Here is a 14,347-nt window from a genome sequence, read left to right as displayed (position 1 = left end):
CCGACTTCATTTCTTCATCGCAGCCCCCATCCACCTCGTGTCCACGCCCCCCAAAAACATGAATCAGCTTCAGGCCATGCGCGTGTTCGTCAGCGTTGCCGAGCACGGCTCGTTCGGCCGCGCGGCGACGAGTCTGAACATGTCGAACGCGGTGGTCACCCGCTATGTAGCGTTGCTCGAAGCCCATCTGGAAACGCGGCTCATCAACCGCAACACGCGCAGCGCATCGCTCACCGAGGCAGGGGCCGCCTATGCGCAGGGCTGCCGCCAGGTGCTTGACGATCTGGCGCGCATAGAAACGCATATCGCGCATGGCGTATCGGTGCCGTCCGGCACGTTGCGCGTCGTTACCCACGCATCGTTTTCGCTGCACGACCTCACGCCGATGCTCAAGCGTTACCTCGACGCGTTCCCGAAAGTCCGCCTCTCGCTCACGTTGCTGCACCGTCCGGTCGACCTGATCGAGGAGGGGTTCGACGCGGGCATCGTAGCGCCGCGCCAGGTGAGCGGCGGCACGCTGATCCGCCGTCCGCTTTTGAGCGTCGCGCCGGTTGCCGTCGCATCGCCCGCCTACCTCGCAAGCCATGCTGCGCCGCAATGCCCCGCCGATCTCGCCCGACACACGCTGCTTGCGCCTTCCGCCGATATTCACGGCAACGAATGGCATTTCGAGGGCCCGGGCGGCGTGCGCAAACCCGTGCTGATCGAGCCGGCGTACGCTGTGAACAATTCCGTGATGCTGCGTCAGGCCGCGATCGCGGGTATGGGCATCACGATCCTGCCGGCAAACCACGTGGACACCGATCTCGCATCCGGCCAGCTCGTGCGCGTGCTTGCCGGATGGGACATTCGCGACGCAGACAAGGAACTCTCGCTCGTCTACCCCGGCCGCCGGCACGTTCCGGCAAAAACACGTTCGTTCGTTGACTTCACAGTCGAATGGTTTCGCCGGCACGACACCGCAGCGGCAAGCGCGATTACCAGCATTCCCTGTAATAGTTAATTGATCGAAATTGTCTCGATTTCTTTCCGCCTGCCGACTAAGCTAGGAACTGCGAGAAGTGACTCTTCATCGAAGGGTCTCCAAGCTTGAACGCGGCTTCGGCCGCGTTTTTTTTCGCCTGCGCGAAACACCGCTTTTGCCGCTTTTTGCTCTATTCGCTCGCGCCGGTCCATTTCCTCATTCGCATCATTCACGCGAGCAGAGCGGCCTGTTGCTCGATTCCGCCAAGCATCGCCTGGCACGTGCGGATGAGCGCATAGCCTTCCTCACGCAATTGCCCGGCAGTGTGACTGTTCATGTGACGGCGAAACGTCTCAAGCTCGGCAAGCAGCGCAGGGTATTGCAGCACGCCCACCGCACCGGCGAGCCGGTGATGCCATTCGCGCAAGCGTGCGACATCGGCTTGCTCAAGAAGCGGCGGCAACGCGTCAAGATCGTCGCGCATTGCCGAAACGAACGAGCTGAGCAACGTCTTCACGGTCGCCTCCCCGCCCCAGACCTGGATCATGTGCGCGAGATCCAGCGGCTCGAACGTCCGTGCGTGAGCGGGTTTTTCCGCGAGCGTTCCATCAGCACCGCCGCCCCAAGCGACAGGCGACTCCGAGATCCCCGGGGCATTCGGAGCCCTTGAAGCCCGCGACGCTGCCTGCCCCGCTGTTGTCCTCTGTCCGCCTGCCTCGCGCGTGGCTTCGGCCTGCACGGTGCGCCGCATGCTCTCCACGCCGAACCAGCGCGCGAGATGCTCGCGCAACGTGGCCACACGGGTCGGCTTGATGAGGCAATCGTCCATGCCCGCTTCGCTACACCGGCTCATGTTCTCGGGCGCCGTATTGGCCGTGATGCCGAGTATCGGCAAGCGCCGCCTGCCGTGCGCCTTCTGCTCCATTTGGCGCACGCGCCGCGCGAGGTCGTAGCCCGATACGTTCGGCATATGACAGTCGGTTATCAGGCAGCCGTATTCACATTCCGCCAGCGCTTCGAGCGCCTTCGCACCGTCGTCGACGACATCGCATGCGAACCCGATCAGTGCCAGTTGATGGCGGATCAACTCCTGATTGACGGGATGGTCTTCCGCCACGAGGATGAGGCGGCCGGCAGCGCGTTCCTGCTCGCGATCGGGCGCTGGGAGCGTCGTCTCGACATCGGTGGCCGGACGTGGCGGGCTGGCCGCCTTGACCGGCAGCCCCGCCAGCGCCATCGCGCAAGCGGCGCTCAAGCCACGCCACGACAACGGGTTGACGCTCACGCGCACGCCGCTCTCGGCCACGCGGTATCCGCTCGGCTTGGGGTTCTCCGTCAGGCAAAGCACAGGTGCACCGAACTTGCCCAACCGGTCGACCAGCGCTTCCGAGACGAACAGGAGATCGGCATTGTCCGCGCCCGCGGCGCGGGCGAGGTCCGCCGGCGCGACGCGGCGCATTTGCATGCCGAGCGCCGCGCCGAAATGCATCAATGCGGCCTCGACGCTCACGTCCTCGCAGGTCACGAGCGCGCGCTTGCCGCGCAGCCCGGCCGCCGAGCCGCTTCGAGCCTCCACGGGCAATTCGATGCGCAGTGTGAGGCACGTCCCGCGATCCACTTCGCTCTCTAGCTCGAGCGCGCCGCCCATCAGCGCAGCGAGCTTGCGGCAGATCGTGAGGCCGAGCCCCGTGCCGCCGAAGCGTCGCGTAGTCGAGGTCTCGGCCTGCACGAACGGCTCGAAGAGCTGCGCCTGCGCTGCGGGCGCAATGCCGATTCCCGTGTCGCTCACCGAGATCGATAGCCGCTGATGAGAGCAGAGCGCGCCGACATCGCGTGCGCGAACATGCACGCTCACCTCGCCCGCCAGCGTGAACTTGATCGCATTACTGAGCAGATTGAAGAGGATCTGCCGTAGGCGCACGCTGTCGCCGCGCAAGAGCGCCGCGACCTCCGGCTCCACATCCACGCGCACCTTCAGTCCCTTCTCGTGTGCACGCGCGGCCAGCAGTCCGACGGCGTTGTCGACAAGCTCGCGCATGTCGAACGGCTGCGAGTCGATCACGAGGTGGCCGGCCTGGATCTTCGAGTAGTCGAGCAGATCGTCGAGTATCTGCAGCAGCGCCCCCGCCGACTCGTGCACCATGCCGACCATTTGCGCTTGATCCGGGTTAAGCGGCGTGCGCTCGAGCACCTCGACAAGACCGAGCACGCCGTTCATCGGCGTGCGGATCTCGTGGCTCATCATGGCGAGAAAGTCGTCCTTCGCGCGAGAGGCCGCCTCTGCAGTGTCGCGCGCCTGCTCGAGTTCGTCTGCGCGAGCGTGCTCGTCGTTCGCATCCAGCGCATAGCCGCTCCAGACGATCGCGCCGTCTTCTGCGCGGCGCGGCGCGAACTCCGCACGCACCCACACGAACCCGGCCGCGCCTTGAAAGCGGAACTCGGCGTGCACGGGAATGAACCGGCGCGCTGAGCGTTCGAGCTGCGAGGCGAGGCGCGCGCGATCGTGACGCCCCACCCGCGAAAGATCGACCGAATCCGCGCGGCGCAGAGCGTCGACGGTGTTGCCGAGGAGCCGCTGCGTGTCGCCGCCAATGTACGGAAACGAGTAGCGGCCATCGGGCGCGCGGCGCAACTGGAACACGATCGCGGGCAGCGAACCCGTCACCTCCGCGAGGAGCCGCTCCGATTCGCGTTCGCGCAGCTCGGCGCGCCGAATGTCGGTGACATCGATCATCGTGCCAAGTACGCAGAACGGCGCGCCCTGCGGGTCGCGGCACAGGCGCGTCCAGAAAATGCCATGACGTGCCTCCCCAAGCGTGTTCTCGAAGATCAGCTCGACACGCTGGCTCTCCCCTTCGACGATCGTGAGCCGGTAGAGATCGTCCATGCGGCGGCTGTTCTCGGGTCCCCATGCCATCACGGCCGAACCCGCGCGCCCGAGGACGCGGGCGCGCGTGAGGCCGGTCGATTCCTCGTAGGCGCGATTGACCGCGAGATAGCGGTTTTCGAGGTCCCGTGCCCCGAGGGGATACGGGATCATCTCCATCATCGTGTCTTGCAGTTCCACCTGCCGCGCGAGCACCTGCTCCGCGCGCCGCCGCCTGTGCATCTCGCGCTGAAGCAGCACGTAGGCGCGCAGCGTGACGAGAAGCAGCACGCCGAACACGATCAGGAGCGGCAGGAGCCGCAGCGCGTTCACGCTCCAGCCGCCGGCCCGGGTGGAAACGACTGCGGTCCAGCGATTGCGGATCCGCTGCTGTTCGGCGGGCGACATCGCACCGAGCGCGCGATTGATGAGGCCCGCGAGCGGGGCGAGGTCGCAGCGCACGGCAAACGCGGTCGAATCATCGACACCTACCGCGCCCAGCACTTTCAGCGTCTCGAGATACGTGCCGCTGAGCGGCCCGTCGAGCGCGGCCGTGTTGCCGACCAGCACATCGGCCTCGTGGCGATCGACCATCGCGAGCCCGGCCGCGAGGCTTGCGACGCGCTCGACCTGCGTACCTGGCAGCACCGGCATTTCCGGTACATGCGGCGCCAGCACGATCCGCCGGCCCGCAAAGTCGCCAAGCGAGCGCGCCATCGGCTCGTCGCGACGCCCCACCATGACGAGCGGATAGTGCTCGAACGCGTCCGTGTAGGCCACGCCGGAGTCGAACACGCCGTCCCTCACAGCGGTCGCGGCGAGCGCGATCTCGCCACGTTGCAACGCGCCCCCCGCGCTCGTCCAGGGGGAAACAGGCACGCGCTCGAAGGTAATGCCGAGGGTGCGCCCCAGATAGTCGAGATAGTCGTTGGCCATGCCCGACGGCTCGCCGGCCTTGTTCGTGAAGCTGAACGGCAGCCAGCTGCTGTCGTAGCCCACTTTCAGCGGCGGCAAGGCGCGCAGCCACGCGCGCTCGTCGGCGCTCAGGCTGAACGCGGACGGTCGCACCTCTCCCGGCGCGCCGCCGTCGAACCAGCGCGCGCGCACGGCCGCTGCCGCGGCAGGCCGCACACCGCCCAGAAGAAGATCGAGCCGGTCGCGCAGTACCGACCTGGAGACCGGTACGCCATAACGCAACTCGCGCATGCGGTCGCGCTCCTCGAAGGCGACACGCAGATCGGCGAATTCTTCGAGCGTAAGCTGATAGCGCGCCACAGGCGAAAAGCCCGCATACACGTCGGCCTTACCCTGCGCGACGGCGCGCAGCGCGGCCTGTGTAGTCGCGAACGTTTCGATGCGCACCTGCGCGAAGCGCTCGCGCAATGCGGATTCGAGTGCGTAGCCGCGCTCGACGGCGAAGGTCGCGCGCGCGAGGCGCGCTGGCTGGGTCGCGAGCGCGGTATTCCCGGCACGCGTGACGAATGCCGTGGTGCCGGTCAGGTACGGCACCGTGAAAGCAAGACAGCGCTCGCGCGACGGCGTGCGCGCGAGGCTCATTACGATGTCGATATCGCCCGCGCAGGCCGCCGCGAGCAACGCTGGCATGTCCGCAAAGGCGCGTGGCTGAAGCTTGACGCCAGCGCCGGCAAGAAGGCGCAGGTAGTCGGCGCTGAAACCGGTGAGCGTGGCGCCGTCGACCACTTCGAGCGGCGCCCAGCCCCCCGCTACCACACCGACGACGAGCTGCGGCGGCAACGACGTGGCGACCGGCCGCGTGCGCGCGATGCCCTCGCCGGTTGGCTCGCACGGCGTAGCGGCACTCGCCGCCGCCACGGAAAATACGAGCATCCATGCGGCGGCGAGCGCGCTAAGGCAGGCAAATCCGCACGCGTGCCCGCCCCCCCGCCTCGATGCAGCCGGGAGCGCACGAAGACGGAAGATGCGGAGAATCGACCTCATCGGCACGCGCCATACCGGATTTCAAACGCCGTCACGAGAAGGCGTGGGGACACTGCGCGGGCGGCGCATGAGGCGGTACGTCACGCCAGCAGCGGCTCCCCCCAGCAACGGGGCCGCCCAGAAGAGCCAGAGCTGATCGAGCGCCCACTCGCCGACGAACAGCGCGGGACCGGTCGAGCGCGCCGGATTCGCGCCGCCGTTGCTCACGGGGATCGCGACGAGATAGATGGCGGCAAGGCATGCGCCAATGGCGAGCGCCGCAGTCTTGCGACGCGCGAGCGTGCTCGACATCAGGAGATGGAAGAAGACGAACACGAACGAGACCGACAGTTCCAGCAGGAACACGGCGCAGAGGGCGTATTCGCTCGGCGAATGCTCGTCGTAGCCGTTGCTGCCGAGGTCGGACACCGCGACGGAAAAACCCGGGCGCCCGCTTGCCACGCGTACGAGCAACGCCGCGCCGAAAATGGCTCCGATGGTCTGCGCAGCGAGGTAGGGCCCGGTATCGCGCACGGGAAAGCGCCCGGAGACCGCGTAGCCGATCGTGACTGCGGGATTGAAGTGGGCGCTCGCCGCGCGGGCGGCGGCATAGTTCGCCACGGTGAGCGCGAACCCGAAGGTCGCGGCGATCTCGAGAACGTTGAAGCCCTGGGAGGGCGGGCTCGCATTGAGCGCCGTGGCTGCGCAACCGGCGAACACGAGCCACGCGGTTCCCGCGCCCTCGACCGCCAAACGCCTACCGAGCTTCATTGTTTCGTCTCCGTTTCCGGACTGCTTCCCGGCCCTGTTCCGACTAGGCCGTCGTTTGATCGCATTGCCGGAACGGCAATATCTGACGAGCCATGCATTGAGCTTGGGATTATGGGGAGACGAGCCCCGCATTCAGATAGGAGAACTCTTAAAACGCTGTGCGCAATGCGCGATACACGGCGAGAGAAATTCCTACAGACGCTGGAATGAATCGGGGACGCGTCGCGCCGGGCTGAATCAGGTCAGCCCCGCGTGCGTCGCGAAGTCGCTCAGATCGCGCTCCGTGACGAGCCCGAGCTTGCGCATGGTGCTGCGTTTTTGCGCGCTGATGGTTTTGCGGCTGCGCTGAAACCGCTGGGCAATCTGACCGACCGACATACCCTGCGTGTAAAGCTGAAAGACCTCCCATTCGCGAGCGCTCGGCATGCCCGAGCAGGGGACGCACGTGGCGTCGGCCCGCGCAAGCGTTTCGCGTGCGCGGCGCGAGAGAAACGGCATGCGGGCGCGAGCGGCGGCAACGGCAACGAGGAGATCGTGCGCGACGTCGCGCTTGTCGACAATGACGTTCAGGCCCTGATGCACCAGCCCCGTCAGAACCTGCGGCGTCGACACCATGCTCAGAACGACGATCGCAGGCGCGCATCGCGTTTGCGCGAGGCGCCGTAGCAGCGTAAGGGAGCCATATCCGCCGTCAAGGCCCGGCATGCAGAGATCGGAAATGATGACGTCACAAGCGGTCATATCGAGCTGCAGGGCGAGCGCATGCGTGTTGCTGGCTTCGCCAACGACGAGCGCTCGCGCCGTTGCATGCAGCAGGTTCGCTACGCCCAGCCGGATGCACGCGTGGTCATCGGCCACGATCGCGCGCAGCGGCTCGCCCAGGCGAAGCGCGTCTTCTCCAGCGGCCCGGGTAGTCTGCATCGGGGGCCTTGCGTGCACAGGATCGATCAGGTTGGGTCGCCCTGCGACACGCCGCATTCGACCGCGAAGCGATAGAGCTCGATATCGTTGCCGAGCGCGAGCTTCTTCATCGCCGCGCACTTTTGCGCGCTGATCGTCTTGACGCTGCGCCCGAGCAGACCAGCGATTTCCGTGACGCCGAGCCCCTTTGCATAATGCGTGATGACCTCGAATTCGCGCCGCGTGAGAAGACGAGACACTTCTTCGCGCCGCTCGGCGCGTGCTGCTTCCGTCAGCAGGTCACGCACCACTGGCCCGACATAGTGTTCGCGCGCCATCGCGGACATGATCGCAACCGGGATCAGGTCGATGCGGTCGCGCTTGCTCAGTACGGCGTTCACCTCGAGATCGATCGCCTTGCGCAGCACCGAGGCCTCGCTTTCCATGGTGAGCACGACCACCGCCTTTTGCGGGAAACCGGCGCGAAAGGCGCGGATAGCCTCGGGTCCGTCCAGCTCGCCGGGCAACGCCATGTACAGGTCCATCAGAACGAGATCAAAGGCGTGCTGCTCCGCCACGTCGAACAGTTCGGGCACGCTGCGCGCACGCGCGACGATCTGCACGTTGGGATAGTTGACGAGCATGCTTTCCAGCGCATACACCACGAGCGGATGATCGTCGGCGATGATGACGCGCACCGGTGCCGCGAGGTCGGCGGTATCGGTCATGTTGCGCGCCGCGAGGGCCGCGTGCCGATTGCGCTCACGTACGGTGCGGCGGGTAGCGGCAGCCACGTCGGCATCGTCCGCCAGCGGCAAGGAAAGCAGGTTCATAAGAGTCCGTGAGCCCTGACAAAGGCGAAGAGTCCCGCGTCGGTGCTCACGCCGAGCTTCGCCATGGCGTCCCGCTTCTGGCTGCTCACCGTGCGCACGTCGCGGCCGAGGGCGCGCGCAATTTCCGTGATCGAACTGCCGCTTGCGAATTTGCGGATCACCTCCGATTCGCGCGGCGTCAAACGCGGCACACACATGTCGGGCAGGCAGGCGGCCGCCGCGAGTTCGCGCTCGACGGCCGGGCTGAGATAGGCAAGCCCCTGTGCGGCTGCGCGCACGATGGCGGCGAGTTCGTCCATGGGTTCGGTCTTACGCAACATGGCGATCACGCCCGCGTGCGCCACGGCGCGCAGGATGCCGGCGTTCGCGACGCTGGTCAGCACGACCACGGGGACATGCGGCCAGTCGCGGCGCAAACGCCGCACGAGGCGCAGGCCGTCTTCGGCTTCGCCGGAAGCAGGCGGCATGTTGAGGTCGGTGACGACGACGTCGCACGGGACGGTTTCGAGCGTCTGCAACAACTCTGGCGCGCCGCACGCTTCACCCACGACCTCGATATCGTCTCCGGCGAGGAGCGCGGAGCGAACGCCAAGCAGAACGAATGGATGATCGTCGGCGAGGACGACACGTAGCTTCACACTGAATCTCCTTCGAGGTGGATTTGTGTGGGTGCGGTGCGCCGCGTGGGCGTACCGGCAGCCAACAACATCGGCAAGGTCGTTCATCTGACCATTGAAATCCTGCCGTCGAAATCGGAGATTTCCGAAACGTTAAATGATCCTTAATTCGAGCTTCGTCATGCGTTATGCCTAACAGATGCGATTTTGTAGAATTATTTGTCGCATCGGTCGATATCTCGAGACAAATCCTACACACGGCATCATCAAGCCGTGGCACGCTCTCGAGCGCGTTGTCGACTTTCGCCAGTGCGCCCGGCGCCGCGCTCGCGCGGTGCGGCGAATGCAGGCCATGCCAGCGCGGCGCAAAGCGCAGCCGCCACCCAGACCGCGGGCCACCCAAACCACGACAACAGCAACGGGATGGCTGAAGGCGCGACGAAGAACGCGAGGAATGCGCCAGTGTTGCCCATGGCGAGCGCGGTTCCCACACGGCCGCTGCCTGCGAGCGTCGCGAGCTCGGTGAAAGCAACGCCGTGCCAGGCGGAAGCGGCAATGCCGCCCAACACGATCACTGCGGCAAGCAGCACGACGAACGCGCCGTTTGCGCGATGCGTATGCGACGCGAAGGCCGTCAGTGCGGCCAGCACAACGAAAAGCGCGACGGTGAGTGCGGCGCTGCCACGCAACCAGGTCCGCCGCTCTCCGTGCCGATCGGTCCAGCGCCCGCCGTACACACGCATGAACGCCGCGCCGCCCTGCACCGCCGCAAGCGTCGCGCTGACTGCCGCTGTGCCGGCATGGCCGACGTCGTGCAGAAAAATGCTCGCGAACGAGAGCACGGCCACCTGCGGAATGCACAGCACCCCAATGCCGGTCACCATGCGCCACACGGTTACGCTGCGCAGCGGCGAGACCGACCGTTGCACGGGCGCAGCCGGCGCGTGTGAGGCGAGCGGCGCATTCGCGCGGTCCTGCGTATGCGCAGGCTCGTGCAGCCAGGCGATCGTGAGTGCGGCGGATACCGCACACAGGAAAGCGAGCGCGCCATACACCGCCGCGAATCCCACATGCTCGGCGAGCGCTGGCAGCATGAGCGCGCCAAGCCCGCCGCCGGCTGGCACAGCGGTTTGCCGGATGCTCATCGCAAGGCCGCGCTCGTGGGTGGCGAACCACGCCATCACCGCGCGCCCGCTCGAACCGTTCACGCTGCCGCCGAGCAGACCGAGTGCGAGCAGGCCCAGCGCGAGCGCCGTCGCGCTGGGCGCATGTGCGCCCACCGGTGCGCCCCAGAGCGCCATCGCAACGAGTGCGAGCGCGGTGGCGGTCAGCCCCGTGAGCAGTACGCGCCGATCGCCCCAGCGATCCGTCAGGAGTCCCCAGGGAAGTTCGCTCAGCACGATGCCAAGGCCCAGCATGCCAAGCACGACACCCAGTTCGCCCGTGCCGATGTGGTAACCCGAGCGGATCAATACGCCCGTTGCGGGAATGCCGCCGAGCGCTGCCGCAAAACTGGCGTTCGCCGCCACGCCCACCGCGAGCACTTTCCAGCGGTGTGCCGCGCCCCGCGTTGTACTTCGTTCCATGATGACCTCGAGAAAACGGTTGACCGAGGGCATCGTAGAGGCGCAACATTCATCGGAAAAGCGGGAATTTCCAATCTATAAATTCGGAATTTCCGAATCGTGAATTGGCAAAAAGCACACTGGATCAAGCTGAACCATGAACGCACGCGGTTTCGACCTCGCGCAGTTGCGCACATTCATCGCGGTGACCGAGGCGGGCAGCGTTTCCGCCGGGGCGGAGCGGGTGTTCCTGTCGCAGTCGTCGGTGAGCGAGCAGCTCAAGAAGCTCGAGGAGCGCGTAGGCCAGCCGCTTTTCGTGCGCAGCAAGCAGGGCATGTCCGCCACGCCCGCGGGCGCGAAGCTGCTCGACCACGCGCGCCGCATCGTCGCGCTGTGCGACGCCGCCTTCGACGACATGCTCGGCCGCACGCTCGACGGCGAGGTGCGCATTGCGATCACGGACTATTACCGGCCGCACGACATCGCCGAGATCCTCCGGCGCTTCGCCAGCCAGCATCCGCGCCTGCGCCTGCATGTGACCGTGCAGCCGAGCGCCGTGATCGACAGCACCGCCGACGAGAACGCCTACGACATCGGGCTGTCGTTGCGGCTCGTGGAGGAAGGCCGCGGCACGCGCAAGAGCACTTCGATACGGCGCGAGAAACTGGTGTGGGTGGGCGCGGCGCAAGCGCTGCGCGAGCGGCCCGCGCTTACGCCGCCCTGGCCGCTCGTGCTGCTGCCGGCAACCTGCCAGCTGCAGCGCCGCGTCGTGAGATTGCTCGACGAAGCGCGCATGCCCTACCTGATTTCGCATTCGGCTTCGGGCGTGGCCGGGCTGCAGCTCGCGCTCAAGGCGGGGCTGGGAATCTCGTGTCTGAACGAGTCGGCGATCGGCGAAGGACTGATGGCGTGCCCGGCTTCATTCGGCTTGCCCGCACTGCCTGCGGCCGAATTTCATCTGTTGCCGGGCCGCCCCGGCGAGTCCGCGCACGTGACGAACGCACGCGCGGCGCTCGCGCAATTGCTCGGCTGAGGCGCCCCGTGCTAAAGGCGCCGCGGCAGGGCGCTTAGCCGGCTGCCTGTACCAGCTCCGCAAAACGCAGCAGATCGACGTTGCCGCCGGAGATCAGCACACCCACGCGCTTGCCGCGCACGTCCACCTTGCCGTGCAGCACCGCTGCCGCCGCGAGGCAACCCGTGGGTTCGACCACGAGCTTCATGCGGCTAGCGAAGAACTTCATCGTATCGACGAGTTCCGCGTCGCTCACCGTGACGATCTCGCTCACGCGCTCGCGAATCACCGCGAAAGTCAGGTTGCCGAGGTGCTGGGTTTGCGCGCCGTCGGCGAGCGTCTTCGGCGTGTCGATGTGAACGATTTCCCCCGTCTGCAAGCTGCGCTGACCGTCGTTGCCCGCCTCAGGCTCGACGCCGATCACCGTGCACGCAGGCGAGAGCGCATGCGCCGCGGTCGCACAGCCCGATAGCAGTCCGCCGCCGCCAAGCGGCGTGATCAGCAGATCGAGCTCGCCCGTTTCCTCGAAGAGTTCCTTCGCGGCCGTGCCCTGCCCGGCCATCACGTGCGCGTGGTCGTAGGGCGGAATCAGCGTGAGGCCGCGCTCGGCGGCGAGCCGTTTGCCGAGCGCCTCGCGGTCCTCGGTATAGCGGTCGTAGAACACCACCTCGCCGCCGTAGCCGCGCGTGGCCTCCACCTTCACGGCGGGCGCGTCGTGCGGCATCACGATCACGGCCTTCACGCCGAGCAGACGCGCCGACAGTGCGATCGCCTGCGCATGGTTGCCCGAAGAGAACGTGATCACGCCGCCCGCCTTCTGCTCCGGCGTGAACTGCGCGATCGCGTTATACGCGCCGCGAAACTTGAACGCACCCATGCGCTGCAAGTTCTCGCATTTGAAGAAAAGCTGCGCGCCCGTGCGTTCATTCGCGGTGCGCGAAGTCAGAACCGGCGTGCGATGCGCGACGCCACGCAGGCGTTCGTGGGCGGCGGCGACGTCTTCGAAGGTAATAGGCAGAGTGCTCATGGTCGGTCTTCGGCTGGCAGGTAGGTGTAGACGGTCGAGCGCGCTACGCCGAGTGTGGTGGCCACGTCGGCGAGCGCATGACGCAGGTTCAGAAGTCCGTTCGCCGCGAGTTCGCGCACGGCCTCGCGGCGCTGCGCGAGCGTCATGCCGATGGGCGTGGTGTTGCGCGTGGCGGCGAAGCGTTCGAGCGCCTCGCGCACGCTGCCCGCGGCGCGCGGCGCGAGTGTTTCGGCCACGGGCGCGGCCGTGCCGGTCTGGATCAGCTGGCCGAGGCCCGCCGTCACCGCGCCGATCAGCGACACATCCATGTTCAGGCAGAGCGCCGCGACATATTCGCCCGCGCTGTTCTTCAGGCCGATGGACGTGCTTTTGGCCGGACGCCCGTCGGGAAAGCGGTTCGGATAGTTGGCCACAACTTCGGGAAAGCCGGAGTCGGTGATGCGCGCGAGACCCATTTCGGTGGCGGCGTCGCCGACCTGTCGTCCTGACAGATTGTTCGCGATCGCCACGACGGAATGCTCGGGCCGCGTGAGGTCGTGCAACACCACTTCGACGAGCGGCGCGAGCGTCTGACCGAGCGCGGCGACAATCTTCCCGCCTTCGCGCAGGAGCAGCGCGTTTTCGTCAGTGGAAGGGCCGGAACAGGGTTTGCGGGTTGGCATCATGATGTTGGACATTTTGACAGTAAATGACTGAATGTCAATTGCTTGAATGGATCGCTGGCGTGGCTGCGCGTGGCCCTCCGACGCGCGAAAAAAAACCCCGCCCGAAGGCGAGGTCAAAACAGACACGGAGATAAACCACACACGGCATTGCCACTCAGGCCGTGAAGCGCTCGCTGACGAACTGTGCAGACGGCACGCGCGAGCGCGCCGCGACCGCCTGTGCGGCGCTCACCATTGCAGGCGGACCGCAAACATAGAGATCGGGCGCCGCGCTGGCGCCTGCGAGCGCGGCGGCGAGCGCGTCGACGGGCGTGCTGTGCGCGCCATGCCTGCCATCGGCCGCTTCGCGCACGCAAAGCTCGACGTGCAGTTGCGGCAGCGCCGCCCGAAGCGCGTCGAACTCGTCGAGCATGAAAAGCTCGCTCTCGCGATTCACGCCGAAAAAGAGGCGCGCGTCGTTCATCTCGCCGTATTCGGCCATGCGGCGCAGCATCGAGAGCACGGGAGCGAGGCCCGTGCCGCCCGCCACGAACCAGCGCGGACGCAAACTATCGGCGATCAAACCGAAACCGCCTTGCGGGCCGTGCACGGTGAGCACATCGCCGGGCTGCGCCCGATCGCGCAGATACGCCGAAAACTCGCCTTGCGGCCGCAGCCGGATCAGAAACTCGAGGCGCCCTTCCCAGTTGCTCGTGTTGGCAAGCGAGAACGGACGTTTCACGCTTCCACCGGGCAACGCCAGCTCCGCGAACTGGCCCGCCTCGAACTCGGCGGCGCTGCCGCTGGTGTCGTCGGGTTCGAGAACCAGTTCGAGACGGCGCGTGTCGTCGGCAATCGTTTCCAGCGCGGCGATGCGCGCCGTACGCGTGGCGACCGGCTGCAGCAACACCTTCGTGTGATCGTACGGCGCGGCGACGCGCAAGTCGGCCGAAGGCTTCGTGCGGCACAGCAAAACCGCGTTCGGGTTGGCCGAAGCAAGTGCGTCCGCACTGTGATCGCCGAGCGTGTACGCGCCTTCGGTCACGGTCGCATGGCACGCGCCGCAGCTGCCGCGCCGGCATTGCGACGGCAGCGTGATGTCCGCCGCCGCCGCCGCGCTCAGCACGTCCTGCCCCGGCTCGCACGCGAAGCCGAACGCCTGGCCGTCGCGCGTGGTGAGCTCGATTTGATAACTCATGACGTTTTCACC

The 14,347-nt window shown here is 66.6% G+C and carries 11 protein-coding genes; 2 read left to right on the top strand and 9 right to left on the bottom strand.

The annotated features are described in order from the left end of the window. Nucleotides 1-58 precede the first annotated feature (58 nt). Nucleotides 59-1,003, top strand: a complete 945-nt coding sequence (locus tag U5A65_RS17315; RefSeq protein WP_321907739.1) for a LysR family transcriptional regulator — start codon at nt 59-61, stop codon at nt 1,001-1,003. 190 nt (nt 1,004-1,193) lie between these two features. Here U5A65_RS17315 and U5A65_RS17310 read toward each other — a convergent pair whose 3' ends face one another. From U5A65_RS17310 to U5A65_RS17285, 6 genes are all read right to left on the bottom strand, one after another. Next, a complete protein-coding gene (locus U5A65_RS17310; protein WP_321946860.1) occupies nt 1,194-5,678 on the bottom strand; it encodes an ATP-binding protein in 4,485 nt (1,494 codons plus the stop codon). 132 nt (nt 5,679-5,810) lie between these two features. Continuing rightward, a complete protein-coding gene (locus tag U5A65_RS17305) occupies nt 5,811-6,539 on the bottom strand; it encodes an aquaporin (protein WP_321907736.1) in 729 nt (242 codons plus the stop codon). Nucleotides 6,540-6,776: 237 nt separating this feature from the next. After that, nucleotides 6,777-7,460, bottom strand: a complete 684-nt coding sequence (locus U5A65_RS17300) for a response regulator transcription factor (RefSeq protein ID WP_321946859.1) — start codon at nt 7,458-7,460, stop codon at nt 6,777-6,779. A 26-nt stretch (nt 7,461-7,486) separates the two neighbouring features. Further along, nucleotides 7,487-8,272: a response regulator transcription factor gene (locus U5A65_RS17295; protein ID WP_321946858.1), complete on the bottom strand. Its 786-nt coding sequence runs from the start codon at nt 8,270-8,272 to the stop codon at nt 7,487-7,489. Continuing rightward, the gene (locus U5A65_RS17290) at nt 8,269-8,910 is read right to left on the bottom strand and encodes a response regulator transcription factor (protein ID WP_321907732.1); all 642 of its coding nucleotides are present in this window, start codon (nt 8,908-8,910) and stop codon (nt 8,269-8,271) included. Before U5A65_RS17290 ends, U5A65_RS17295 begins: the two co-directional genes overlap by 4 nt. A 245-nt stretch (nt 8,911-9,155) precedes the next feature. Beyond that, a complete protein-coding gene (locus U5A65_RS17285) occupies nt 9,156-10,475 on the bottom strand; it encodes an MFS transporter (RefSeq protein ID WP_321907730.1) in 1,320 nt (439 codons plus the stop codon). 136 nt (nt 10,476-10,611) lie between these two features. Between U5A65_RS17285 and U5A65_RS17280 the strand changes: the two genes are divergently transcribed. After that, entirely contained in the window at nt 10,612-11,487 is an 876-nt protein-coding gene (locus U5A65_RS17280; protein WP_321946857.1) for a LysR family transcriptional regulator, read from the top strand. A 34-nt stretch (nt 11,488-11,521) separates the two neighbouring features. Here U5A65_RS17280 and U5A65_RS17275 read toward each other — a convergent pair whose 3' ends face one another. The 3 genes from U5A65_RS17275 to U5A65_RS17265 all read right to left on the bottom strand — a co-directional run bounded on the left by U5A65_RS17275 (nt 11,522) and on the right by U5A65_RS17265 (nt 14,335). Further along, the gene (locus U5A65_RS17275) at nt 11,522-12,493 is read right to left on the bottom strand and encodes a threo-3-hydroxy-L-aspartate ammonia-lyase (protein WP_321907726.1); all 972 of its coding nucleotides are present in this window, start codon (nt 12,491-12,493) and stop codon (nt 11,522-11,524) included. Beyond that, nucleotides 12,490-13,158: a transcriptional regulator gene (locus U5A65_RS17270; protein ID WP_321907724.1), complete on the bottom strand. Its 669-nt coding sequence runs from the start codon at nt 13,156-13,158 to the stop codon at nt 12,490-12,492. Before U5A65_RS17270 ends, U5A65_RS17275 begins: the two co-directional genes overlap by 4 nt. A 154-nt stretch (nt 13,159-13,312) precedes the next feature. Then, nucleotides 13,313-14,335 carry a 2Fe-2S iron-sulfur cluster binding domain-containing protein gene (locus U5A65_RS17265; protein ID WP_321907722.1) on the bottom strand — a complete coding sequence of 341 codons (1,023 nt, stop codon included), beginning with the start codon at nt 14,333-14,335 and terminating at the stop codon, nt 13,313-13,315. Nucleotides 14,336-14,347: the final 12 nt, after the last annotated feature.

Origin of the sequence: Paraburkholderia sp. J10-1, from assembly GCF_905220165.1 — a bacterium.
GTDB lineage: Bacteria > Pseudomonadota > Gammaproteobacteria > Burkholderiales > Burkholderiaceae > Paraburkholderia.
The sequence above is the reverse complement of the archived record's forward strand: the minus strand, read 5'-3'. Positions and strand labels throughout refer to the sequence as shown.